Origin of the sequence: Gordonia sp. (in: high G+C Gram-positive bacteria) (genome assembly GCF_049647785.1) — a bacterium.
Classification (GTDB): domain Bacteria; phylum Actinomycetota; class Actinomycetes; order Mycobacteriales; family Mycobacteriaceae; genus Gordonia.
This window is the reverse complement of record NZ_JBARYI010000055.1, coordinates 1-23,256: the sequence shown is the minus strand read 5'-3', so window position 1 is coordinate 23,256 and position 23,256 is coordinate 1. Positions and strand designations below refer to the sequence as shown.

Annotated in this window: 22 protein-coding genes and 1 pseudogene; 8 read left to right on the top strand and 15 right to left on the bottom strand. The window is 61.5% G+C overall.

The window, feature by feature from the left end; translation table 11 throughout:
* Positions 1–58: 58 nt before the first annotated feature.
* Positions 59–1,597: an acetyl-CoA hydrolase/transferase family protein gene (locus WBA38_RS08625; protein WP_424295945.1), complete on the bottom strand. Its 1,539-nt coding sequence runs from the start codon at positions 1,595–1,597 to the stop codon at positions 59–61.
* A gap of 264 nt (positions 1,598–1,861) precedes the next feature.
* Between WBA38_RS08625 and WBA38_RS08620 the strand changes: the two are divergent.
* The 3 genes and pseudogenes from WBA38_RS08620 to WBA38_RS08610 all read left to right on the top strand — a co-directional run.
* Positions 1,862–2,112 (top strand): annotated as a pseudogene (locus tag WBA38_RS08620) (cholesterol oxidase); the annotation flags it as partial.
* Between the two features lie 30 nt (positions 2,113–2,142).
* Positions 2,143–2,379, top strand: coding sequence for a hypothetical protein (locus WBA38_RS08615; protein WP_424295944.1), 237 nt, complete (start codon positions 2,143–2,145; stop codon positions 2,377–2,379).
* A complete protein-coding gene (locus WBA38_RS08610) occupies positions 2,379–2,621 on the top strand; it encodes a PASTA domain-containing protein (RefSeq protein ID WP_424295943.1) in 243 nt (80 codons plus the stop codon). Before WBA38_RS08615 ends, WBA38_RS08610 begins: the two co-directional genes overlap by 1 nt.
* On the opposite strand, the gene WBA38_RS08605 is transcribed toward WBA38_RS08610, so the two are convergent.
* Positions 2,605–4,728: an MMPL family transporter gene (locus WBA38_RS08605; protein ID WP_424295942.1), complete on the bottom strand. Its 2,124-nt coding sequence runs from the start codon at positions 4,726–4,728 to the stop codon at positions 2,605–2,607. The two genes, WBA38_RS08610 and WBA38_RS08605, sit on opposite strands and share 17 nt — an antisense overlap.
* Positions 4,729–5,003: 275 nt before the next feature.
* Here WBA38_RS08605 and WBA38_RS08600 point away from each other — a divergent pair, with 275 nt between their 5' ends.
* Both WBA38_RS08600 and WBA38_RS08595 read left to right on the top strand, forming a co-directional pair.
* Positions 5,004–6,497, top strand: a complete 1,494-nt coding sequence (locus tag WBA38_RS08600; protein ID WP_424295941.1) for a carboxylesterase/lipase family protein — start codon at positions 5,004–5,006, stop codon at positions 6,495–6,497.
* A gap of 38 nt (positions 6,498–6,535) precedes the next feature.
* The gene (locus WBA38_RS08595) at positions 6,536–8,773 is read left to right on the top strand and encodes a glycoside hydrolase family 3 C-terminal domain-containing protein (RefSeq protein WP_424322482.1); all 2,238 of its coding nucleotides are present in this window, start codon (positions 6,536–6,538) and stop codon (positions 8,771–8,773) included.
* Here the strand turns inward: WBA38_RS08595 and WBA38_RS08590 are convergent.
* From WBA38_RS08590 to WBA38_RS08560, 7 genes are all read right to left on the bottom strand, one after another.
* Entirely contained in the window at positions 8,770–9,126 is a 357-nt protein-coding gene (locus WBA38_RS08590) for a hypothetical protein (protein WP_424322481.1), read from the bottom strand. The genes WBA38_RS08595 and WBA38_RS08590 overlap by 4 nt on opposite strands.
* Positions 9,127–9,380: 254 nt before the next feature.
* On the bottom strand, positions 9,381–10,865 hold the full coding sequence (locus WBA38_RS08585) for a flavin-containing monooxygenase (protein WP_424322480.1): 1,485 nt from the start codon (positions 10,863–10,865) through the stop codon (positions 9,381–9,383).
* A gap of 11 nt (positions 10,866–10,876) precedes the next feature.
* Complete coding sequence (locus WBA38_RS08580; RefSeq protein ID WP_424294708.1) at positions 10,877–11,800, bottom strand: ferritin-like domain-containing protein; 924 nt, start codon at positions 11,798–11,800, stop codon at positions 10,877–10,879.
* A 13-nt stretch (positions 11,801–11,813) separates the two neighbouring features.
* Positions 11,814–12,680, bottom strand: coding sequence for an SDR family NAD(P)-dependent oxidoreductase (locus tag WBA38_RS08575; protein ID WP_424294710.1), 867 nt, complete (start codon positions 12,678–12,680; stop codon positions 11,814–11,816).
* 47 nt (positions 12,681–12,727) lie between these two features.
* Positions 12,728–13,438: a hypothetical protein gene (locus WBA38_RS08570; protein ID WP_424294712.1), complete on the bottom strand. Its 711-nt coding sequence runs from the start codon at positions 13,436–13,438 to the stop codon at positions 12,728–12,730.
* An 80-nt stretch (positions 13,439–13,518) separates the two neighbouring features.
* Complete coding sequence (locus WBA38_RS08565; RefSeq protein ID WP_424322479.1) at positions 13,519–14,574, bottom strand: maleylacetate reductase; 1,056 nt, start codon at positions 14,572–14,574, stop codon at positions 13,519–13,521.
* Between the two features lie 5 nt (positions 14,575–14,579).
* Positions 14,580–15,101, bottom strand: coding sequence for a VOC family protein (locus WBA38_RS08560; RefSeq protein WP_424294716.1), 522 nt, complete (start codon positions 15,099–15,101; stop codon positions 14,580–14,582).
* A 96-nt stretch (positions 15,102–15,197) separates the two neighbouring features.
* Between WBA38_RS08560 and WBA38_RS08555 the strand changes: the two genes are divergently transcribed.
* Positions 15,198–15,626, top strand: coding sequence for a GNAT family N-acetyltransferase (locus WBA38_RS08555; protein ID WP_424322478.1), 429 nt, complete (start codon positions 15,198–15,200; stop codon positions 15,624–15,626).
* A 107-nt stretch (positions 15,627–15,733) separates the two neighbouring features.
* On the opposite strand, the gene WBA38_RS08550 is transcribed toward WBA38_RS08555, so the two are convergent.
* From WBA38_RS08550 to WBA38_RS08525, 6 genes are all read right to left on the bottom strand, one after another.
* Positions 15,734–16,765, bottom strand: coding sequence for an acyl-CoA dehydrogenase family protein (locus WBA38_RS08550; protein ID WP_424294720.1), 1,032 nt, complete (start codon positions 16,763–16,765; stop codon positions 15,734–15,736).
* On the bottom strand, positions 16,765–17,895 hold the full coding sequence (locus WBA38_RS08545; RefSeq protein WP_424322477.1) for an acyl-CoA dehydrogenase family protein: 1,131 nt from the start codon (positions 17,893–17,895) through the stop codon (positions 16,765–16,767). Before WBA38_RS08545 ends, WBA38_RS08550 begins: the two co-directional genes overlap by 1 nt.
* A gap of 80 nt (positions 17,896–17,975) precedes the next feature.
* Complete coding sequence (locus tag WBA38_RS08540) at positions 17,976–18,947, bottom strand: glycine betaine ABC transporter substrate-binding protein (protein WP_424322476.1); 972 nt, start codon at positions 18,945–18,947, stop codon at positions 17,976–17,978.
* The gene (locus WBA38_RS08535) at positions 18,944–19,711 is read right to left on the bottom strand and encodes an ABC transporter permease (protein ID WP_424322475.1); all 768 of its coding nucleotides are present in this window, start codon (positions 19,709–19,711) and stop codon (positions 18,944–18,946) included. Before WBA38_RS08535 ends, WBA38_RS08540 begins: the two co-directional genes overlap by 4 nt.
* A complete protein-coding gene (locus tag WBA38_RS08530; protein WP_424322474.1) occupies positions 19,708–20,955 on the bottom strand; it encodes an ATP-binding cassette domain-containing protein in 1,248 nt (415 codons plus the stop codon). The genes WBA38_RS08535 and WBA38_RS08530 overlap by 4 nt, the downstream gene beginning before the upstream one ends.
* Positions 20,952–21,599 carry an ABC transporter permease gene (locus WBA38_RS08525; protein WP_424293325.1) on the bottom strand — a complete coding sequence of 216 codons (648 nt, stop codon included), beginning with the start codon at positions 21,597–21,599 and terminating at the stop codon, positions 20,952–20,954. Before WBA38_RS08525 ends, WBA38_RS08530 begins: the two co-directional genes overlap by 4 nt.
* Positions 21,600–21,901: 302 nt before the next feature.
* Between WBA38_RS08525 and WBA38_RS08520 the strand changes: the two genes are divergently transcribed.
* A complete protein-coding gene (locus WBA38_RS08520; RefSeq protein ID WP_424322473.1) occupies positions 21,902–22,687 on the top strand; it encodes an SDR family oxidoreductase in 786 nt (261 codons plus the stop codon).
* 34 nt (positions 22,688–22,721) lie between these two features.
* Positions 22,722–23,207: a nuclear transport factor 2 family protein gene (locus WBA38_RS08515; RefSeq protein ID WP_424322472.1), complete on the top strand. Its 486-nt coding sequence runs from the start codon at positions 22,722–22,724 to the stop codon at positions 23,205–23,207.
* Positions 23,208–23,256: the final 49 nt, after the last annotated feature.

Here is a 23,256-nt window from a genome sequence, read left to right as displayed (position 1 = left end):
CATTATTGTGGTGCCAGCCCGGCTCCGGCATCTTTCACCGTGGCGAGAAGGCGGCGGGTCAGCGCATTGAGCCGGTCTCCTGGTAGCGCTGGTGGAGGCTAAAGGCCTCACCCAGCAGGTGCGGAGTCTGCCCGGCATCAGGTAGTGCCTCCGCGCGGGCAAAGTAGTCGTCGAGCAGTGGCTTGTAGTCCGGGTGCGCGCAATTGTCGATGATCGCGCGGGCGCGGCGTCGAGGCGACAGGCCGCGAAGGTCGGCGAGTCCCTGCTCTGTGACGATCACCTGCGTGTCGTGCTCTGAATGGTCGACGTGCGGTGACATGGGGACGATCGCCGAGATCGAACCACCGCGTGCGGTGGACGGACTCAAGAACATCGAGACGTAGCCGTTGCGGGCGAAGTCACCGGAGCCGCCGATGCCATTCATGATCTTGGTTCCCATGACGTGAGTCGAGTTCACGTTGCCGTAGATATCTGCCTCGAGCATCCCGTTCATCGCGATCACGCCGAGACGACGGACCACCTCGGGATGATTGCTGATCTCCTGCGGCCGCAACGTGATGTGGTTGCGGTACGTATCGATGTTCGCGACGAATTCCTCCAACCCGGCTTCGCTGAGCGCGAGCGAAGTTGACGACGCATGTGCGACGGTGCCGTCCTTGATGAGGGCGAGCATGCTGTCTTGAAGAACCTCCGAGTAGCAAGTCAGGTTCTTGTAGCCGCCTCGGTCGAGGCCGCCGAGTACAGCGTTGGCGACGTTGCCGATGCCAGCCTGCAGCGGTAGGAGCGTGTCGGCCGGCAGTCGTCCGGCGCGCACTTCGTAGGCGAAGAAGTCGAGGACGTGCCCGGCAATGGCTTCGCTAACGGCGTCTGGCATTGTTAGTTCGCTTGCCGCGTCACGGGCGTGGGTTTCGACGACCGCTACGACCTTGGCTGGGTCCACCCGGTAGGTGGTCTGGCCGATGCGGTCATCGACACGGGTGATTTGGATGGGCTTGCGATTCGGTGGGAGCGCAGTGCCGTAGTAGACGTCGTGAATACCCTCCAGTTCGGCGGGCACCCACGAGTTCACCTCGAGGATGATTTTATCGGCGACGTCGAGCCACGTCTTGTTATTACCGATGGATGCCGAGGGGATCAGTTCGCCCGACTCGGTGATGCCCGCGACTTCGACAATCGCAACGTTGACGTGGCCGTAGTACCCCTGCCACACCTGCTGCGCGACGTGCGAGAGGTGGATGTCGACGTATTCCATCTGGCCGCGGTTGATCCGCTGACGTGCGGTGGGCTCCGACTGATACGGCATCCGCAACCCAATGCCTTCGACCTCGGACAGCATGCGTTCCGTCGAGGCAGACACCGACGCGCCGGTCAGGAGGTTGATGGTGAAGTCGGATCCGCCAGCACGGGCGTCCCGGATGCGATCTGCGAGCGCCGGAATGGTGTCCTTGGGGGTGCCGCCGCTGGCGAAGCCACTGATGGCGACCGTGTCGCCGGGATTGATAAATCGCACCGCGTCTGCAGCGGAGGTGACGCGCTGCGCAAAGGTAGCGTTGCGGATGCGATTGGCAATTCGGGATTCGCCCGAAGACGTGCTCATGGACTTCCATCATAGGCGTCGAGCCTCAGCGAACTTTAAGTGATCGGCGATACGCGGGGAATGGAGTGTGGTACGGATTCGACGACCGTGCCGATATCGGTACCACCACAACTGATTTCGGTTCGGTACTCGCGCTGGGCCGGTAGGGAATGGCAACGGCCTCGACCTGAACTCGCAGCGATCACTCTTTGGCGGTCGGGATCTTGGCCCGAAGGTGTTTTCCAGGTTGTCACCGGTGCGGGTGAAACCGGGGCTGCGGTGGTGCGGTTGTACGGTCACCTCGGACTCCACGTCGTCGATGGATCGGCGATCTCCGCCAACCTCGGTGCCAATCCCGCGCTGACGATCACCGCGCAAGCAGAGCGGGCGATGTCGTTCTGGCCAAACAAGGGTGAGACCGACCTTCGGCCGCCGTTGGGAAACACGTATCAGCGGCTGCAGCCCTCGCGCCGAAATGCCCCGTAGTCCCCGACGGCGCGCTCGGCGTCCTACGACTGCCGATCGAACCGGCCTGAGGACCTTCCTAACCGGATCCCACGTAACGATTGGACCGTTACCTCAAGCACCTCGAAGACTTCCAGAACGCCGATGGCACCGCCCCCGACCGGCAGCTTGTCGCCAGTGAACAGCAACGAGTTGTCGACGCCGTCAATTCCATGCAGACGCAAGCTTCGGCCTGTGCGCGCGATGCCGCCAAGTGCACCTTCACCAACTTTGATAGCGGTGCATTCACCAAGCCCGTTCTCAAGCCGCCGGCCCCCGATGCGCCGCCGGACCGCTAGTGACAGTACCGATGTGGGATACCGAGGAGATGGCCAACGATGGTGACACGGTGACCTTCGCCACCGGTGACGTGTTCGAACCGGGAGCAGAGTCGATTGGCCTGCATCTCAACGTGATCCGTGTCCCCGCCGTCGATCGGGGGGATCCCGGCGGCATCGTCCTGAGCCAGGATCCGTCAGCAGGTTCTCAAGTGCCACGGGGCACCACCGTCACCATTCGGGTCACTATTCCCGATTCGTGATCGCTTCCGGCGGTGCCTCCCGTTCGGGGGCTCCCAACGCTGACGGCCACCAGACCCGCCGTCCAATCTGAAGCGTCAGGGCGGGCACGAGGGCTGAACGGACCAGGATGGTGTCGATCAGGACGCCGACCGCCACCAGGAACGCAACCTGTGCCAGGAAGATCAGCGGTATCACAGCAAGCGCGGAGAAGGTAGCAGCCAGAACAATGCCCGCGGAAGTGATGACACTTCCCGTGACCGCGAGGCCGCGACGAACCCCTTCCCTGGTGCCGTGCCGTTTGGCTTCCTCGCGGACTCGCGTCATGAGGAAGATGTTGTAATCCACGCCAAGCGCCACTAGGAAGACGAACGCGAAAAGCGGGACTGTTGGGTCCGCCCCCGGGAAGTGGAAGACGTGGTTGAAGACCAATGCTCCGATGCCGAGTGTGGCGGCGAACGACAGGACCACGGTCAGCAAGAGCAGGACCGGCGCGACGATAGCTCGCAGCAACAAAATCAAGACAATCAACACCACAAGCAAAACCAGCGGGATCACGATGTTGCGGTCGCGGGCCGCGGTGTCCTGGGTGTCGATCTGCGTGGCCGTGGTTCCGCCAACAACCGCATCGGCACCCGGGATTGCATGGACGGTCGTGCGGATCTGTCGGACAGTGTCCTCCGAGGCATCGGAGTCGGCCGCGGTCTCCAGCGTTGCCTGGATGGCAACCCGACCGTCGATGATCTTGGCTGGTCCGGATCCGGGCCACCCCTGAGACACGTTGGCCACACCGGGGACCTGCTGGACTTGGTCGACGACCGCCGGTGCGGCGTCGACCTTGGCGAAGATCTGGACCGGTGATCCCGAACCGCCAGGGAAGTGCTCGCTGAGCATTTCCTGCGCGTCGGCCGAATCGACATGGGTGAGGAAGACCTGCGATTGCGGGATCCCCGACGCCTTGAATTGCGGGGCAAATCCCGCGAACACCGCCAAACCGAGGGCCGTGATGACCCACACCTTTGTGTGATGCTTGTCGACCTTGTTGGCGATCGTCCACCAGATGCCCTTGGCATCGTCCTCGGCATCTTCCACGCTGCGTCCGGTGATGACCGGACGCATTGGCCAAAACGCGGTGCGCCCGGTCAGTGCGAGGACGGCAGGCAGAAATGTCAGCGAGGCAACAAGTGCCGACACGATGCCGATTGCCGCGATCGGTCCGAGACTCCGGTTGGAATTCAGTTCGGAGAACATCAGGCATAGAACGCCGAGAACGACGGTGCCCGCCGAGGCGGTGATCGGCGCAACCGTGGCCCGCCAGGCGCGAATTACCGCTGGAACCCGCTGCCCATCCAGGTGGAGCTCTTCTCGATAGCGGGAAACAAACAGCAATGCGTAGTCGGTCGCGGCACCCATTACCAAAATAAAGAGGATCCCCTGACTTTGGCCGTTGAGCGTCAGAACATTGGCCTTGGCGAGGAGGTAGACGATGGCCCCGGCCCCGGCCAGCGCAAACACCGCAGAGAGAAGCACAAAGATCGGCAGGAGCGGGCTGCGGTACACGATGACGAGAATGATGAACACGATTGACGCGGCGACGATGAGCAGCAGACCGTCGATCCCGGCGAATGCTTCGCCGAGGTCGGCTGCCTGACCCGCGGGTCCACCAACCTTCACCTGTAGGTCGGCCGGTGCGGTGTCACTGATGTGCTCCCGCAGGGTCGATATTTCCTCACTGATGTCGGTGGTCGGCACAGGCACAATGAGTTGAAGTGCCCGACCGTCGGCAGACGGAATCGGTGGAGGCCCGGGTTCGCCGCCGCGAAAGGTCGTCGACGACCACGCCTGAAGCGACTGCAGATACTCCGCCGCTGCGGGGCCCGCGGGCTGGTCGTCGTCGCGAGCAGCTACGACCACTGCGGGCACCGTTTCCGAGTCGGCGAACTGCTTCTGCAACTCTGCCGCCCGGGTCGATTCGGCACTCGACGGCAGATACGACGTTTCCGAGTTCGACTGCACGCTTGCCAGCTGACCGATCAGCGGTCCGCCAACGCCACCGATCAACAGCCAACCGATGATGACCAAAGCCGGAAGCAACTGACGGGTCCAGCGTGCGGTCTTGGACGTGCTCATGCGAGCTCCCCCGATCGGAAACGGATGCACTCAGCTGACGAGGAATTCATCGGTGGTCGGACCTCTCTACGGGCGACATAGCAACGGCGGGCCTACTTGACACTCTCACGCGCGGCTCAATTCTGTCGGACGATGCCGCGTGCGTCGTCGCACGGTGGTTCGTAGCGCTCGCGAATCCGGATGGGCCAGCGGTCGAAAATTCCTCCACGAGAAGAAAGTTCGAAGCAATCGAGTGTTGGCACCAACCCGACGTTGGACGTCGATAGGGTCGAAGTGTGGAGTCACCGGAAGTATCGACGCAACACCCAGAAGTAAAAATCGATTCGGGCATCGTCCGCGGGCGGTGGCGCCCGACGACCGGAGGGCGAGGCGCAAAGCAATCGGCGGCGTTCCTCGGGATTCCGTTTGCCGAGCCGCCGATCGGTGAACTTCGCTTTGCGGCACCGGAACCGAAAGCTCCGTGGGACGGCGTCCTCGACGCGTCCAGATACGGCGCGACCGCACAGCGGGCCACCGACGGCGTCGTGCTAATCCCGGAACCATCGATTCCGGGCGATTCGACGCTGAACGTCAACGTCTTCACGCCTGATCTCAACCCAGCAGAGACATTGCCGGTGATGGTGTGGATTCACGGCGGCGGCTTCTTCGCCGGATCGCCGGCAAGCCCCTGGTACGACGGCCGAAACTTCAACCGCGATGGCATCGTCACCGTCACCATCTCCTACCGCCTCGGCTTCGACGGCTTCGGATGGATCGATGGTGCGCCGGCGAACCGTGGTGTCCGCGACTGGCTGCTGGCGCTGGAATGGGTTCAACGAAACGTCGCGGCATTTGGCGGTGACCCATCGCGCGTCACGATCGCCGGCCAATCCGCTGGAGGCGGCGCCGTCATGACACTGCTCGGGATGGAAGCCGCGCAACACCTTTTCCATGGTGTCTACGCGATGTCGGGGTTTGTGGCCGAAGGGCAAATCAGCCGAGCCGAGGAATTCGGCCGGTCGATGGCCGAGCGCGCGAAGGTCGCACCGACCCTCGCTGGCTGGCGCAGCGTGACCGAACAGCACGTGCTCGAGCTGCAGAAAAAGGCCACTTCCATGAGCTTCGGCATGCTGCGGGCGACGCTCGAGGAAGGTCCACCCGTCGGCCCGGTCATTGATGGCGAACTCCTGCACCGGCCAGCAACCGAATCATTCCGGCTTGGCATCGGGGCCGACAAGCCACTTGTTCTCGGAACCACGGACGACGAGTTCACCATGGTCGCATCGAGTCCGATGGTCTCGAACATTCTGCGACTGGTTCCGACCAGCACGATCCTGAAACTCCTTGCGGTACCGACCCAGGCGCGTCAGCGATATCTCGACGCGAACCGTGATGTCGTCGCCAACGGTAAGGGCAGGCTTGTCGGTCGGATCCTGTCCGACCGCATGTTCCGCGTGTCGGTTCCGCAGATCGTCGACGCCCGCGGTGAGGCGCCGACGTGGACCTTCCGGTTCTCATGGCCGTCCGGACACTTCGGTTTCGCCGGGCACTGCCTCGACGTGCCCTTCTTCTTCGACGTTCTCGACGGACCATCGCTGGGTCCGCTTGCGGGCCCCAACCCGCCGCAGTCCCTGGCCGACGCCGTGCACGAGGCCGCGGCAGCGTTCATCAGCGAGGGCGATCCAGGCTGGCCTCGAGAACAGCCAACGGCGTCGATCTCGCGGGTCTACGACATTCCCATCCGCGACCAAGCCGACGCCTATGCCTCCGTCCGTCCGCTTCTGCCCTGATCAATTCGCTCGCACAAGAGTCCGTGAAGGAGTCCGCCATGCCGAAGACAGTTCAAGAACTTCTCGATGCGCTGACCGTCGAAGAGAAGGCATCGCTCACCAGCGGCGCCGACTTTTGGACCACGAAGGCTATTGAGCGCCTTGGTATTTCATCGGTGATGTTGACGGACGGGCCGCACGGACTGCGGAAGCAGGCGGGGGCGGCAGATCACCTCGGGATCAACGACAGTGTTCCGGCCACCTGCTTCCCTCCCGCAGTTGCGCTGGGCTCTACGTTTGATGCCGAGCTCGCTGAGCGGATGGGGCAGGCCATCGGTACCGAGGCGGCCATCGAAGACGTTGCCGTTGTATTGGGACCCGGCATCAATATCAAGCGATCGCCGTTGTGCGGCCGCAACTTTGAATACGTCTCCGAAGATCCCATCGTGGCCGGGCACATTGGTGCCGCTCTCGTTCGCGGCATCGAGTCCGTCGGTGTGGGTACCTCGTTGAAGCATTTCGCGGCGAACAACCAGGAAACTGACCGCATGCGGGTGTCGGCCGACATCGACCCTCGCCCATTGCACGAGATCTATTTGCGCGCATTCGAGCACATCGTCACTGAGACCCAACCGTGGACCGTGATGTGTTCCTACAACCGCATCAATGGCGTGTACGCCTCCCAAGATCCGTGGCTGCTGACCGACACGCTACGTACGGCGTGGGGTTTCGAGGGCTTGGTCGTCTCGGACTGGGGCGCGGTCAGCGACCGTGTCGCTGCACTGGCCGCCGGACTCGACCTGGAAATGCCGTACAGCGGTGGGGCCGCCGACGCGGCAGTCGTAGCCGCGGTTGCCGACGGCTCGCTGTCTTCCGAAGCACTCGATCTCGCCGTGACACGGATAGTGCAACTGGTTGCCAAGGCCGCACAGCGGCCTGCCGTTGCCGGACCTCTCGACGTCGATGCTCATCACGCATTGGCACGAGAAGTTGCTGGACGGAGCATTGTGTTGCTGAAGAACGACGGGCTACTCCCCCTCGCCCCCGACGCGTCGGTAGCGGTGATCGGCGAGTTTGCTCGAAGCCCGCGTTTCCAGGGCGGCGGATCGTCGCACATCAACCCGACGCGGGTTGACTCGGTACTCGATGCCTTGGTGGCCGTGTGCGGCGATCGCGCCCGGTTTGCTCCCGGTTTTGCTTTCGACGGCAGTGACGGTGAGACGCTGCGGTCGGAAGCCGTCGAATTGGCCGCTCAGCAGGATGTTGTTGTGTTGTGCGTCGGACTGCCGGATGCCGATGAGTCGGAAGGCTTCGACCGTACCCACATCAATCTCCCCGTTGGGCAGTTGGAATTGATCGACGCTGTACGGAAAGCCAACCCGAACGTCGTGGTGGTGCTGTCGAACGGTTCCGTCGTCGCACTGCCTTTCCGTGATCACATTCCAGCGATTGCCGAGACTTGGCTACTCGGCCAGGCTGGCGGCAGCGCGACGGTCGATGTGTTGACTGGTGCGGTGAACCCGTCCGGCCGACTCACCGAGACCATCCCGCTCCGACTTGAGGACACGGCCTCGTACGGAAACTTCCCCGGTGCCGTTGGCCATGTGCGGTATGGCGAAGGGATTCACGTCGGCTACCGCTGGTACGACAACCGCGGCTTCGACGTCGCGTACCCGTTTGGGCACGGGCTGTCGTACACGGAATTTAGCTATGGTCAGGCATCGGTCAACACGGACGCCAACGGCGACCTCATCGTGACGGTGCCACTCACCAACACCGGTGATCGTGACGGCCGCGAAGTGGTCCAGGTTTACACCGCCTTGGACAATTCCGTGGTTGAGCGTGCACCACGTGAGTTGAAGGCATTCGCGTCCGTGGCGGTCGCTGCTGGCCAGTCACGAGAAGCGACCATCACTGTTCGTCGCAAAGACCTCGCCTACTGGGACGTTCGCGCGGACGCTTTCGTCGTCGAGGGCGGCGAGTACCGACTGGAGGTGGGAGCCTCCAGTCGCGACATTCGCTCCACCACGACAATCGCGGTGACCGGTGATGAGTTGCACCTGCCGCTGACGATGGAATCGTCGTTCGGCGAAGTGCTGGCACATCCCGTCGCGGGCCCGGTGGTCCAGGCCAGTCTCGAAGCTCTCGCGGGCGCGGGCGGCGGCCTGCTGACCGACGAGGCGATGAGCGCACTCCTCGGGTCGTTCCCCATCGGTCGACTAATTAATTTCCCGGGTGTGGACATTGAGACCGGGCAAATTGAGGCACTGATAAAGATGGCGAATTCGACCGCTTAACGGTGTGGCGTCAACGTCACGCTTCCGATTACGGTACCTCCGAGGTATGCCGGTCCTTTGTATCCTCCGTGGCCGTCGCTATTGAGAATCACGCGGTGGCCGGGAAAGAGGTCGACGAAGCCGCCCCTGGCTGTTGGGTGAATTGGGTAGTGGCCGATCAGGACCAGGTCGTGGCCGCTGACATGTGCTGTACGCTGCAGCAATACCACATTGCCCGTCAACGTTGTTGACGTATAGGTTCCGGGCTGGACATCGGCTGAAGCTTGACCGGCGACGCCGAATAGCGCGGCGGCGCCTACTGCGACGGAGATCGCGGCAGTTCGGGTAATAGCCCGAATAGTGCGTTTTTTCATGATCCTTCCTATCGGCTCGGGATTTAAATCTTACTCCCGTGCTAATGGATCTGCGATGATAAATTTCCAACGCGAATAATGTATGAATGGCGCGTTTTGTGATTGTCAATCGCTCTATTTGTGCCAATTGGCAGTCATTGTTGCCTGGCGTTTTGGTGGCGCATGCCAATTTCCCTGTCATTCGCTGAGGACAGATGTCAAAATGGGGCAGGTAGCGTCGCTTGCAATGACTTAAATTCAACCTGGCGAGACGGTCAAGAAACGGCTTCTGGCACCTGCGAATCCTCGTGCACCAAGATTCGGAAGTCCTTCAGATCGACGCGCTTAAGTTGGTTCACGAACTGGGTGGCGAAGCCGGGAAACATGGTGGCGTTGAACCCGTCGTCGGTCAGATACCAACTTTGGCAACCGGAGTTCCAGGTCGTGGATTTCAGGCGACGCTGGATATCTCGGTTGTAGCGTTCTTGGACGTCGGTACGGACGTCGAGAGCCTTCCAGCCTTCGCGTTCGCGCTTCGCAATGGCCTGGGCCATATAGTCGATCTGCGCCTCCATGTACACCAGCGCCGAACTGTGCCCGGGCCCGGAGTTCGGGCCGAAAGTGAAGAACAGATTGGGGTACCCGGAGACGGCAACGCTGCGGAAGGCGTAGGCGCCGCCACTCCATTCGGTCGCCAGGTCGCGGCCGTCGAGACCGGTGACAGGAAACGGCGTCCCTTGCTTGCCGACTTCAAAACCGGTTGCGAAGACGATGCAGTCCACTTGGTGCTCAACACCTTCGGCTGTCCGGACTCCCTTTGGGGCGATCCGTGCGATTGGCCAGGTGATGAGTTTGCAGTTCGGCTTTTGCAACGCCGGGTAGTAGTCACTGCTCATCAGCAGGCGCTTGCAGCCCGCAGCGAAATCTGGGGTGAGCTGCCGACGCAACCACGGGTCGCTGACCTGACGTCGAAGATGCGCACGACTGACGGCTTCGACAATCCTGGTGGCCGGGGTATCCCAAACCACTCCCAGGGCGACCGACTCGTGGCCCCAGAACCATGCGGTTCGCGCGAGTTTCTGAGACCCCGGAATCGAGCGATAGATGGCCTTGGTTAGTGATCCGGTGTTGGTGTCCATTCGCGGCAGCACCCAGCCCGGTGTCCGTTGAAAGACCTTCACCGACGCCGATTGCTTCACCAGTTCCGGCACAATCTGTACCGCGCTGGCGCCGGTCCCAATCACCGCCACCTTTTTGCCGGTGAAGTCGTACTCGTGATCCCACCGGGCACTGTGAATCCGATGACCCTGGAACTCGCTCAGTCCCCGGATATCGGGAAGAGAAGGATTGGCGAGCGGGCCCGAGGCAACAATGACTGAACGAGCCTGCACCGCCTCCTGCCCGTCGAATCGGATCGTCCACTCGCCGCTATCGGCGCAGTACTCGACGCCAATCACCGTATGGTCAAACCGGATCTGGTCGGCGATCGCAAACTCTTCGACCATCGCCTCGATGTACGCCAGGATTTCCGAACTCCCCGAATAGGTCCGCGACCAGTCCGGATTCTGCGCAAAGCTGTACGAGTACAGGCGCGACGGGATGTCGCAGGCCGCGCCCGGATAAGTATTGTCGCGCCAGGTGCCGCCAACGCGATCCCCACGTTCATAGATGACGACGTCGTCGACACCCCGCTGCGCAAGTTTGATGGCGGCACCGATGCCAGCGAAACCCGCTCCGATAATGGCTACTGCCACACTCATCTGTCGCTCCCCTACGCTGCCGGTTCGTAGGTCAACTCGCTCGACCATGTAGGCGTTCGGTGAATCAGTGGGAACGGGATCATCCCTGTCGCCTTGACGAGACCGTCGGCGACAGCATGGTAGGGCCAATAGTCGCGGTTGATGGCCAACCGACCGTGCAGCGCGACTACCTGGAACATTGGCAGGCGGCGTACATAGCTGCTGCGCTCCCCGACCGCCCGGTACTTCTTCATGGCGCCGTACAGCTTTCCTTCGTCGACGCCCATCGCCACGATGTTGTCGCGCATCTTGTTGAGCAACGGCATATACGCGAGCATGCCGACGAGCAGGCTCGGGCGCACCAGACCGCCGACGAACTCCGTCGCCAACTTGCGCACATTTGCGTGGCCAAGCAAATCCATTACCTCGTAATCAACTGCGAGATGACGAGATTCATCGGCGTTGATCAGTCGAAAAACATCCTGCGCAACCGGGTCGGCAACCTCGTCGGTGATGAACTTGATCAGCGCGCCATCGAGCGCCACCTCCAGCATCGGAATCACCGTGCCCAGAATCGACAGTGACAGGTCGTCGGCGTAGGCGTCGAGCCAATTGATCGCCAATTGGACGTTCACATTCGGCGACGGGATCTCGTCGTTCTCAAGCATTCCCCATCGTCGCATCAGGGCGAGTTCGGCGTTCGCATGCTTTTGCTCTTCCGCGTGGAAGTGCTCATAGATTCTTTTCAGCGTGGGATTCGGTGCTTTCTTTGCCATCGCGGCGAACCCGCGCGCACCGACGTTCTCGATCCACATAAGGTCTGAAATGAAGGGTTTCAGTTTGGCGTGCAATTCCGGTTCGATAAGTTCAGCGCCGGGCGCGTCCCAGTCAACGTCGGCCAAAGCCCACTGACGATCCTTGATCATGTCGAGCATCCGGTCTAGATCCATAGCCATGACGAGCCTCCGATTAGGGTGTGGAGCTTTCGGTGGGAAGGAGTCGACCGATCAGGCCGGCCCCGCGGGCGTACTGGGTTGGGAAGTAGCGCTTGAGATGCCAAATGACGGTCGCGTCGAGCTGCGGCACCACATAGAGGCGGCCAAGATCGTGTGCATCGAGGGTTTCTGCCGCGATACTGTCCGGTGAAACACCGGTCCAGGCCATCAGCTTGTCCGCAAGACCGCGTCCGGCCGCAGTAATCCGACCATCGACGGACACATTTGTTTTTACGAAGGTCGGGCACAGGACCGTGACGGCTAGTTTGGTGCCGCTCGCTTCCGCGGCGAGGGTTTCCGAGAGTGCCATGACACCAGCCTTGGACACGTTGTAGGGGCCCATCGCCGGTGATGCGGCAAAGCCTGCGGCTGAAGCGACATTGATGATGCCGCCACGAGCGGATTGGCGAACCAGCGGAGCGAAGATTTCGCAGCCGTGCACCACGCCCCAGAGGTTGATGCCCAGGGCCCAGTCCCAATCCTTAAAGCCGATGTCGCCGACTTGTCGACCACCGATGCCGACGCCCGCATTGTTGATCACGAGCGACGGCGGACCGCCGAAGTAGTGTTCGGCAACTTTGGCGAGTTGGTCCATTTGGGATCGGTCCGCAACGTCGCAGGTGTGCGACAGGGCATGTCCGCCAGCGGCAATGATGGTGCTGGCCGTGGCATCGGCCCGTGCGGTGTTGATGTCTACACAGACGACGTCGCCACCGCGGCGAGCCAATTCAAGGGCGAATGATCGACCGATCCCACTTCCCGCTCCCGTCACAACTGCGCGGGCATTGACGGTGCGGCGGTTGCGATTTGCAGCCAGGATCAGTCGATCAATTGCGAACATTCTTCAATGCCACCACCGACTGTGACAATTGTCAATGACACAGTTCGTTAGGCATCGACCAACACCGAGACCGCCCGTGGTCGAGGCTGGCCAGTTTCACCTCCACCCGAGACGGCCACCGACTCGAAAAGCACCCGTTGCTCCCGCGCTGCCGCACCCAACCCGAGCAACAATTCGATCGCGGGCGCGAGGTCGTCCTTTGTTTCGGACGGTGGCACCATGTCGCGGAGAAGCGGTAGCGGGAACATACCGAGATCGGTGAGCGTGGAATCAGACCACACGGCTGGCGACCAACTGGTTTCAGCAGTGAGGTACGTCGAGAGGGCGTGCACGACGATCATGACCGGTTCCGCCTCATCGAGGTGAAGGTCGTGGCCGTCGAAGTCAGCGGGCCACCACAGGAGTGCGTTGATCGGGGCAATCCCAGCGGGCCCGGCATCGCCCAGAGTCGACAGCGTGACCGGCCGCTGGAAGACCAGAAAGCCCGAAGCCCCGACGACGGTGAGGTCGGTGGCGGGCGCGGGCACCACCAGTTCATCGCGCAACGAGGCGACCGTGCCTGCTCGAAGCCACGTTGGCGGTGCCGTCGAAAGGGCATGAAGGGCACCATCGATCATCGTGTTCACCGTCTCGCCGCCAGCGTAATTCTCACCGGCGATGTGGTGTTTGATGCGGCGGTAGCCTTCGGCCAGTTCGGATCGGATGCGCACCATTTGCGATGGCGCCCATTGTTTTTGCTCTCCCCCGTTGTTTGTCATGCGACGACCGTAATGTCCGAGGAAGTACCTGACCAGCACGATATCCACAGGTTTGACATTGCCCCGATTACCGGCCGGGATTAGGTGGATGGCGGTGTCCCGGCAACGGCGGCCGTCAGTACTTTGACCAGGCCTTCTTCAGTGATTTCCACAGGATTGGGGTAGTGCTGGCGCATCGAGACCTCGACCGCTCGCGGAATGTCATCGCGCGTGAACCCGAACTCGGCCAACGAGGTTGGGCCGTTGAGGTCGACGATGAGATCGAAGAGCCCCGACGGAGCGTCGTCAACACCGAGCGCGTTGGCCACAGCGGCCATCGCAGCCGGTGCGCCGGATGCGTTGTACGCCATCACCTGCGGCAAAACGACGGTGTGCGTCGGTGCGTGAGGCAACCCAAAACTGCCGCCGAGCACGTGACAGAGCTTGTGGTGCAGACCCATTCCGGTGTTCGCCAGACTCATGCCCGCCAACCACGCCCCACTGAGGAGGTCCGCACGAGGTGCGGGATCGGTAGGAGTTGGCTTGACCCCGCGCAAACCGCGGCTGATCCGCAGCACTCCTTCGGAGGCGATCGCGTTCATCGCCGGATTGTGGTCGACGGCATACATCGCCTCCACCGCGTGGGCCAGCGCATTCACTGAACTGACCACGGTCAGTTCCATCGGCATTGTCAACGTCAGATCTACGTCGTAGACGACGGTGTCAGCCATGATTTCCGGACCCGAGCGCGTTGTCTTCACCCCGGCATCAGTTTCACCGAGGATTGCCGTCGCCTCGGATCCGGAATACGTGGTCGGCACAAATATCTGAGGGTAGTTCGCACGGGATGCGAGAGCCTTCGACAGCCCCATCGCACTCCCACCGCCAACGGCAACCACGGTGTCTATCCGGTGCTCAGTCGCGACCGTCAGGGCTTCGGCAGTTACCTCGATCGGTGTATGCATCTGGGCGCCGGTAAAGCTTGCGGCCAGCAGGTCACCCAGTGCTGACTCGGCGACATCCCGATACCGCTCACTCGAGATCAACAGCACCCGTGATCCTTCGAGCCGAGCCACCTCGTCAGAAAGTTGGTCGAGGGTGCCGGATCCGAAAACGACGCGGGACGGGCTAGTCGATCGGTAAGTGAACTGGTCCATTGAGGTTAAATTACGACGCTGCCGTACATTTCGCCGAGCGGATCGGCGAGCAGTTCCACACGGGCGCCATCGGGGTCGGTGAAATACAGGGATACCTCGCTGTGGACCACGGTCTCGACCCCAGCCGCGACGAGCTTGTCGCGCAGACGCGCCCAGGTGGCCGGCTCCACGCTGATCGCCACGTGGTGCAGTCCTCCGAGGACCTCGCGATACGGACCCAGATCTAGGCCGGGGAAATCAAAGAAGGCTAAGAGATTGCCGTTGCCGATATTGAAAAAGAAGTGTGTCGATCCCGCATAGTCGCGGTTCTCAATCACTTCCGTCAACGGGAATTCGAGAATTCCCTGATAGAACTTGATCGTCGTCTCGACGTCGCTGCTGATGAGTGCCATGTGGTGCAGACCGCGCGCCGATGAGGCTGGCCGATCTGCCGCGGAAACCAAATACTTGGATTGGAGTTCGTCGCGACGAGCGGCAAAGATCCGGGAGCGTTCAGCTTCGGAATCGGCAGATGCAGAAGAGGTCATGGTGGTGTACTCCTTACTGTGCACTCCCCTAGCCGAGGACCTGCTACTGCCCACACTAGCGAGAGTCCAACGCCCACGCTGAAACTAGGAGTTCGGTTGTCGAATCCAGGTCACACGACCGTCGTTCGCCCGGAAAGGCCTGCGGATATCGCCTCGATTCGTGCCGTCAATATCGCCGCCTTCCCGACCGCCGATGAGGCCGACCTGGTGGATGCGCTGCGAGCAGATGTTGCGGCCTGGATAAACGGGCTGTCGTATGTCGCGGAGAGGGACGGCGTGGTTATTGGGCATGCCCTACTGACCCGGAGCCTCGTCGACGCCACGCCGGTGTTGGCGCTGGCACCGTGCGCAGTGGTACCCGAACTTCAGGGAACTGGCGTCGGCACCGCGGTGATTTCGGCGCTGCTGCAAGCAGCGCGGGACCGCGGAGCCGAGCAGACGGTGGTCGTGCTGGGGCCACGCAGCCTATTACCCGCGGTTTGGCTTCACGCCAGCCTCCAGATTCGGCATTGCAGCACCTTTTGACGTACCAGACGATGCCTTTATGGCGATGACACTGACCGACGAAGCAAGAGTCCCGACGGGCACCGTCACCTATCCCGTGGCCTTCGGCGGGTAATCAGTCGCCACATCTAACCGGCGATCAGCGGCCACAGCATCGCCGGACCCGCCTGACTCGCATAGCGGCCAACCTGCTGATCCCAGTACCGTACCGACCCGCCCTCGCCCCGCCAGGCGAGAGCCGCCCGCGTGTACTCGTGCAGGCGGTGTTCGCGGGTAGTGCCGATGGCCCCGTGGACCTGATGGGAGTTGCGCACAACGATCGATGCCGCGTGCCCCACACACGATCGCGCAACAGCGACAAGGAAGGGCAACCGTTCATCGAACCAGCTGCTGGCAACGGCAACCTGGAGTGCCGACTCGGTGGCAGTTCTCGCGAGCGCCGTTTCAGCGGCCGCATCGGCGATGAGCGACTGCACAACCTGCATTCTGGCCAGGGGTTTTCCAAACTGGATGCGGGTCGTCGTGTGCTCGATAGCAGATTCGACAGCGCATTCAAGAGCGGCGCAGACCTGGATTGCGCGAATCATCGCATACTTCAGCCGAGCCTTCTCCACCGCCGATGCCGAAACCGTTGTGCGCGAAAGGATTTCGTCCGCCACACGGATTGTTGCCCGCGGCTCGCCGATGATGTTGGCCCCGTTGACGACTTCCACGGTGCTTGGGTCCAGGTCGGAAACGAAGCAGGATGTGTCCGATTGAGAGATAAGGACAATGCGGTCTGCGGCAGTCGTCCAGGGAACCCCTGACGCTTCGCCGTTCCCGTCGAGAAACCCCAGTGTGCGGACCAGTCCGTCGTCCGCGTCGAGTCCAGCGTCGTCGAGGACAGCGCATGCGAGCAGGTCGTGCTCGGCGAGCGGTACCCGGACACCGTGACGAACGGCGGCAGTCAGCAGTTCGGCGGCCTCGAACCAGGAGGCGCCCGAACCTCCGCTAGTTTCGGGGCCGGTGAGTCGGACGAGACCCAACCGGTCCAGCGCCGCCCACAGGTCGGCATCGAAACCACTGCTCGATGAATAGCTCCGGCGGTAGTCGGCGAAAACCGCGTCCATCATGGCGCTGAGTTCGGGTTCAACGCCGTTCGCCGGCTCAATTGTCGGCATCAACGCAAACCCATCTCTCGAGCAATCACGCCGCGCAGGACTTCACTGCTGCCTCCGCGAATGGTGAAACCCGGACGTTGATCGACGCCTGCGTTGACCAACTCCGGCAGTCCGTCGGCATCGGTTGACAACTGATCGGCAAGATCAGCAATATCGCCTTCAGTCCCGGTCCCCAGCACCTTTACTACGGCGGCGGGAACACTTGCGGACTCTCCCCTGCTCAACGCTTCGCCGACGGACTGCGACATCTGATGCAGTCCGGCAACCCGCGCCACCAATCGTCCGAGTTCCGCGGACGAAGCCGCGGCCTGACGTGTGAGGCCCTGCAGGATGGGAAAAGTCGACAGGATTCGCTCCGGGCCGCTGCGTTCAAAGCTGAGTTCGGAGGTCACTTGGTGCCAACCGGCTCCGATCTCGCCGAACACGCGATCGTCGGGCACCCGCACGTTGTCGAGGATCACCTCATTGAAATGGTGGGCTCCATTCATCGAGACAATGGGGCGCACCTGCACCCCGGGCGCACTGAGATCAACGATGAACTGGCTAAGACCACCGTGTCTGTTGGTCGGATCGACCGAACTGGTCCGAGCCAGGGTCATCAACCAGTTGGCGTGGTGCGCTCCGGACGTCCACACCTTGGCACCATTCACGAGCCAACCGTCGTCGGTTCTGGTTGCAGCAGTTCGGACGCTCGCGAGATCCGAGCCCGAGTCCGGCTCACTCATGCCAATCGCCCAGTACTCGCTGGCATCGGCAATCCCGGGCAGAAACCGCTGCTTCTGCGACGGGGTCCCGTACTTGAGAATCGAAGGGGCCATCTGGCGGTCGGCTATCCAATGCGCAGCGACGGGTGCGCCGGCGGCAAGAAGCTCCTCGGTGACGATGAAGCGCTCCACAAACGAGCGCCCGCGGCCACCGTACTGCCTCGGGATCGTCATCCCAATCCACCCGCGATCGGCAAGGGCAACACTGAAATCACGATCCCACCCGGTCATCCAACTGTCGACGGAGGGCGTGAAGGCTCCGGAATTGCGTTGCTCGGTCAGGAATTCGCGGACCTGCATCCGCAGATCGTGGAGATGTTCCGTTTCACCCGATGGTGGGGGTACCAATCTGAGTCTGTCGATCAAGTCCTGCCTCTTCGCCTTGAATCCAACCGAGGATGCGCTTGGTCAGCTTACGACCGTTCGGAGAGTCCGGATGGCCACCATTAGACCGTGACGAAGCCCTGCTTAACCAGCCAGTCGCGAGCAACATCGGCGGGTTCGCGGCCGTCAACATCGACCTGCCGATTCAGTTCCGAAATCTCTTCCGAGGTCAGCTTCGCCATCACCGGTGCCATGACCTTGGCGATGGAGGGAAACTCTTTATTGACGTCCGCGCGCATGGTGACGGCCGCGTTGTAATGCGGGAAGAACGATTTGTCGTCTGTCAGTACATCGAGGTCGAGTGCCTTGATCCGACCGTCGGTGGTGAACACTTCGCCGAATGCACAGTTTCCATTGGCGACAGCCTGATAAATGATGCCGGTCTGAAGAATTTGAATCTTCGCATCGGCGGGGTTGAACCCGTACTTGGCCGCCATCCCCGGGTAGCCGTCTTGCCTGCTGCGGAATTCCGTTTCGATGCAGGTCGTGGCGGCGACTGGGTCGCGCTCGAGCAATGCCGCGTAATCAGAGAGCGTCTTGACCCCAGTCTTGGCGGCATTGGCTTTGTTGACCGCCAGCGCATAGGTGTTGTCCATCGGGGCAGGGTCCACCCACACGATGTCGTTGCGCTTCAAGTCCTCGTCGCGGACAGCATTGTACTGGTCAGTGGCATCCGGTAATGGCTGCTCGTTACCGAGGTAGTTGATCCAACCGGTACCGGTGTACTCGATCAAAACATCGACCTGGCCGCTGGCCATTGCGTCGCGGGCGCTGTTGGAACCCTGAATGTTTGTCATGTCGCGGACCTTTGCGCCAGCGGCCGCTAGCGAAAACCCGAGAATGTAGCCGAGGACCACCTGCTCGGTGAAATCTTTGGACCCGACCGAAATTGACTGACCGTTCAGGTCGGGTTGGACGGTAATCGATCCGGGCTTCACCGGCAGGGGCAAGGCCCCACCAGACTGCAGACCGCACGCGGTCAAGCTGAGAACCAGCGCCATGATGGATGCCAGGGCGATGCTAGTTCGCCTCATCGAAGCCCCTTTGGTCCTAGGTAGCGCTCGGCAAGCGCGCCCAGCCAGTCCACCAGCAATGCCAGCGCGACCGCCAAGACGGCCCCAACCACGAGGGTTACGTTGTCACGCAATTTGTAGCCGGTGTCGATCAAGATTCCCAAGCCACCGGCGTCGACGAGGAAGCACAGGGTCGCGGTACCGACCGCCAAAACCAGTGATGTCCGTAGGCCAGCGAGGATGAACGGGACCGCGAGGGGTAACTCCACCTGGCCGAGGATCCGTGGCTCGGACATCCCCTGGCCTCGGGCAGCGTCGATGGTTGCGGCGTCCACCTCCTGCAGTCCCAACATGCTATTCCGCAGCACGGGAAGCAATGAGTAGAAAGCGATGGGGAGTACGCCGATCCAGAAGCCAGTCGTCGCCGTCCACAGGAAGAACAGGACCAACAGGCCGATGGCCGGTGCTGCCTGGCCAATGTTGGCGACCCCGATCAGAAATGGTGCTGCCCAACGGAACTGGCGCCGCGTCACGAGAATCGCCAAGGGCACAGACACCAACAGCACAATGGTTGCGATGGCCGCCGTCAAAGCCAGATGTTGGAGGACGAGTTCGGTGATATACGACGAATTGATCGTCGCTTTTTGGGTGGCCGTGAGGTCGTGGCTGAACGCCCACACCAGAACGCCTGCAGCGAGGATCAGGGCAATCGTCGGCTGAATCCACAACTGCAGGTTGGACGTGGAATCAGCTTTTATCTCCTGCGAGATAGCTGAGGCCGTCATGAGCGTGGACTTTCAGCCGTATCGGGCACAGCTGATTCAGCTGAATCGCCGTCGGCGTGAGCGTCGACGATCGCCGGATTGCCGTGGTGTTGCTCGCGGAGCGACCTAATGGATTCGATGAGGGTTTCGATGGTGACGACGCCGACGTAGCGTCCACGGGCACCGGTCACCACGGCGGAGGCATTCCGTTCGGCCAGGATGGCTTCGAGTGCGTCCTGCAGGGTTGAGCTGGTAGAGACCACTTCGCCGACCGGCAACCCCACGTTCTTCAACGACGTCGCGCCCAACAGGTGCTTGCGGTCCGTCCACCGGAGGGGGCGATCGCGGGAGTCGAGGATGATGCCCCAGTCGTCGATGCGCGCAGCGAACTCGGGAACTGAATCATTTTCGTGGGCCGTTGGCCGGTCTTCGATATCGACATCTCGGACGCGAACCAAGTTCAGTTGCTGCAGCGACGCACCTGATCCGACAAATCCTTCGACGGTCTCGTTCGCCGGGTTGGCGAGGATTGCTTCCGGCGAATCGTACTGGAGCACCTTTGAGCGTTCGCCGAGGACGGCGATCTTATCGCCAAGCTTCACCGCTTCGGAGAAGTCGTGGGTCACAAAAACGATCGTCTTATGGAGTTCCGCCTGCAATTGAGTCAACTCATCCTGCAGGAGGCCACGGGTAATCGGATCAACGGCACCAAAGGGCTCGTCCATCAGCAGGACCGGTGGGTCGGCGGCGAGGGCGCGCGCCACCCCGACTCGCTGCTGCTGGCCGCCGGACAGCTGTCGCGGATAGCGTTCGGAAAATTGGCCCGCATCTAAACCAACCAGATCGAGCAACTCGTCGACCCGGTCCGCAATTTTCTTGCGATCCCATTTCAGCAGCTTCGGAACGACGGCAATGTTTTGTGCCACCGTCATGTGGGGGAACAAGCCACCCTGCTGAATGGCGTATCCGATGCTCTGGCGAAGCTTGTTGGCATCGATAGACAAGGCGTCGCGACCGCCGATGGTGATGCGGCCACTGCTGGGCTCAATGAGGCGGTTGATCATGCGCATCGTCGTGGTCTTGCCACTGCCAGACGGCCCGACCAAAACGACGAGCTCGCCTGCCGGAATGGTCAGCGAAATATCTTCGACAGCTGGCTTCTTTTGGCCCGGGTACACCTTGGAGACGTGCTCCAAGACGATTTCCGCACCTGAGACGGCACCGCTATTGGCTGTGTTGCTTTGGTTGTCACGGTTCTCGGTCAACGGATCCCTTTCGACGTCGTCACTCGACCGATCAGCACATACAGTGCATCGAGAAGAAGTGCGAGGATGACGATCAACACGGTGCCGGTCAGTGCTTGCGGAATAGCCGTTGGGCTACCGACGCGCGACAGGCCGGAGAAGATGAGGTTGCCCAGGCCGGGCCCTTTGGCGTAAGCGGCAATTGCGAGAATGCCCATCGCCATCTGAGTCGCGACGCGCATGCCGGTCAGGATTGATGGCCAGGCCAACACCAGCTCAACTCGAGTGAGCACGCGAATACGATTCATCCCGATACCTTTAGCGGCATCGGTAATGGCTGGGTCGACGGCACCCAAACCCACGATTGTGTTGCGCACAATAGGCAGTAGCGAATACAGCGTCAAGGCAATGACTGTGGGCGGAACACCCAATCCGACGATTGGAATTAGGAGTCCGAGGAGAGCGAACGATGGAACGGTCAAAATTGTGCTAGACAATGCCGTTGCGATCGCCGAACCTGCCGGGCTGCGATAAACGGCAATTCCGACTCCCACACCGATAACGGTCGCCAGCAGTATGCACTGAATCACCGCACTGACATGCAAGTAGGAATCAACCGCCAGTTGCGACTTGCGGCTCGATATGAAATCCCAGATTGCGTTCAGAACAAGTCCCCTCTTTTACTTTGCCACCGTAGCGCAGTTAGTGACGGTTTATCCGGCGTCAGGGGGAATTTGCAGGTCGCGTTGCGCGTACTGATCCGACAGTTCGGTGCAGAATGCGCGCGGCGAGCCTACAGAAGCGGACGGAAATTGCGGTCAGCGCTTCGCCAGTGGTCGCAGATGTCTACTCAATGGGAAGCGGTGTTGTGACAACACGTTGGCCCTAGCTACGTTGTGAGCGGCTATGGCTGCACTCGACGGTGGCCCCTTCCGACTCCTGGAGTCGACTCCGAAAGGCATGACAGATGACCGACAAGTTCACCCTCGACGGCAAGGTTGCCATCGTCACCGGCGCGGGACGCGGCATTGGTGCCGGGATTGCGCTCGCCATGGCGACAGCAGGTGCCGACGTGGTGATTGCTGCGCGAAGTGCGGACCAGTTGGGTCACGTTGCCAGCCAAATCGAAGTTCTTGGCCGACGTGCCGCGGTGGTGTCCCTGAACTTGTTCAAGGATGACCCCGCCGTGCTGGTCGATACGGCAATCACCGAGTTCGGCGCGATCGACGTCGTGGTTAACAATGTCGGCGGTGCCATGCCGAAACCATTCTTGGAGACGAGCGTTCAGGAACTGTCGGACGCTTTCGCATTCAACGTTGGCACCGCTCACGCGCTGAACCTCGCTGCGGTACCGAAGATGCTGGAGAATCCAAATGGCGGTTCCATCATCAACATCACCTCCTCTATCACCGCTCACCCCGGACGCGGATTCATCGCTTACGGCACAGTGAAGGCGGCATTGGCGCACTACACGCGAATGGCCGCGCAAGACCTGTCGCCGCGTATCCGTGTCAACGCCATCGCCCCCGGCACCACTGCGACGCCAGCGCTCGAGTACGTGGCGTCCAATGACGAGATCCGCAGCGAGATTGAGTCGCGTACTCCGATGCGACGCCTCGGCACTCCCGATGACATTGCGTCGGCCGCAGTGTTCCTTGCTGCCGACGCGTCGTCGTATATGACTGGCAAGACCCTCGAGGTTGATGGCGGGCTCGTGGCCGCTAGCTTCGTCGCGCCGATCCCCGACCTGTGATCGTTACTCAGACCCAAACCGAAGAGGAAAACCGATGACCGCCAGTGCTGAACTTCTCGCCGACCTCCGTGCGATCGAGACCGTGAAATACCGCTACCTGCGGGCCGTTGATACCAAGGATTGGGTGGCGCTCGCCGATACCCTGACGGAGGATGTCGTGGCCTCCTACGGTTCCGAGGTTGGCGGCAAGGCGCTGAACTACGCCGACCGGGATTCGTTGATCGCCTTCCTTAGCAAAGCGATGGCACCGACGATGTCGACGGAACACCGCGTGAACCACCCGATCATTGAGATCGACGGCGATACGGCGACCGGTAGTTGGTATCTCCAGGATCGGGTGCTGATCCCCGACTACGACGTGCTGATTATTGGCGCTGCGTTCTACAGCGATACTTATCGCCGCACCGATGACGGTTGGCGAATCAGCGCAACCGGGTACGAGCGGACGTTTGAAGCCCGCGGAAAACTGTCGGCTGCGGGCCTTGTGGTGGAGCAGGGCCCGGCAATCGTTCGGAGCTAGTCCGGTACCTTCTGGGCCACGAAATGGGCCGGGTCGCCAACACCAACCT

What these genes read in the sequence shown, in the direction of transcription:
- WBA38_RS08515 (WP_424322472.1), top strand. Translation starts at nt 22,722, where the DNA reads ATGACCGCCAGTGCTGAACTTCTCGCCGACCTCCGTGCGATCGAGACC.
- WBA38_RS08585 (WP_424322480.1), bottom strand. Translation starts at nt 10,865, where the DNA reads ATGAGTGTGGCAGTAGCCATTATCGGAGCGGGTTTCGCTGGCATCGGT.
- WBA38_RS08550 (WP_424294720.1), bottom strand. Translation starts at nt 16,765, where the DNA reads ATGCCGACAATTGAGCCGGCGAACGGCGTTGAACCCGAACTCAGCGCC.
- WBA38_RS08625 (WP_424295945.1), bottom strand. Translation starts at nt 1,597, where the DNA reads ATGAGCACGTCTTCGGGCGAATCCCGAATTGCCAATCGCATCCGCAAC.
- WBA38_RS08595 (WP_424322482.1), top strand. Translation starts at nt 6,536, where the DNA reads ATGCCGAAGACAGTTCAAGAACTTCTCGATGCGCTGACCGTCGAAGAG.
- WBA38_RS08520 (WP_424322473.1), top strand. Translation starts at nt 21,902, where the DNA reads ATGACCGACAAGTTCACCCTCGACGGCAAGGTTGCCATCGTCACCGGC.
- WBA38_RS08605 (WP_424295942.1), bottom strand. Translation starts at nt 4,728, where the DNA reads ATGAGCACGTCCAAGACCGCACGCTGGACCCGTCAGTTGCTTCCGGCT.
- WBA38_RS08570 (WP_424294712.1), bottom strand. Translation starts at nt 13,438, where the DNA reads ATGACAAACAACGGGGGAGAGCAAAAACAATGGGCGCCATCGCAAATG.
- WBA38_RS08590 (WP_424322481.1), bottom strand. Translation starts at nt 9,126, where the DNA reads ATGAAAAAACGCACTATTCGGGCTATTACCCGAACTGCCGCGATCTCC.
- WBA38_RS08575 (WP_424294710.1), bottom strand. Translation starts at nt 12,680, where the DNA reads ATGTTCGCAATTGATCGACTGATCCTGGCTGCAAATCGCAACCGCCGC.
- WBA38_RS08580 (WP_424294708.1), bottom strand. Translation starts at nt 11,800, where the DNA reads ATGGCTATGGATCTAGACCGGATGCTCGACATGATCAAGGATCGTCAG.
- WBA38_RS08540 (WP_424322476.1), bottom strand. Translation starts at nt 18,947, where the DNA reads ATGAGGCGAACTAGCATCGCCCTGGCATCCATCATGGCGCTGGTTCTC.
- WBA38_RS08560 (WP_424294716.1), bottom strand. Translation starts at nt 15,101, where the DNA reads ATGACCTCTTCTGCATCTGCCGATTCCGAAGCTGAACGCTCCCGGATC.
- WBA38_RS08535 (WP_424322475.1), bottom strand. Translation starts at nt 19,711, where the DNA reads ATGACGGCCTCAGCTATCTCGCAGGAGATAAAAGCTGATTCCACGTCC.
- WBA38_RS08565 (WP_424322479.1), bottom strand. Translation starts at nt 14,574, where the DNA reads ATGGACCAGTTCACTTACCGATCGACTAGCCCGTCCCGCGTCGTTTTC.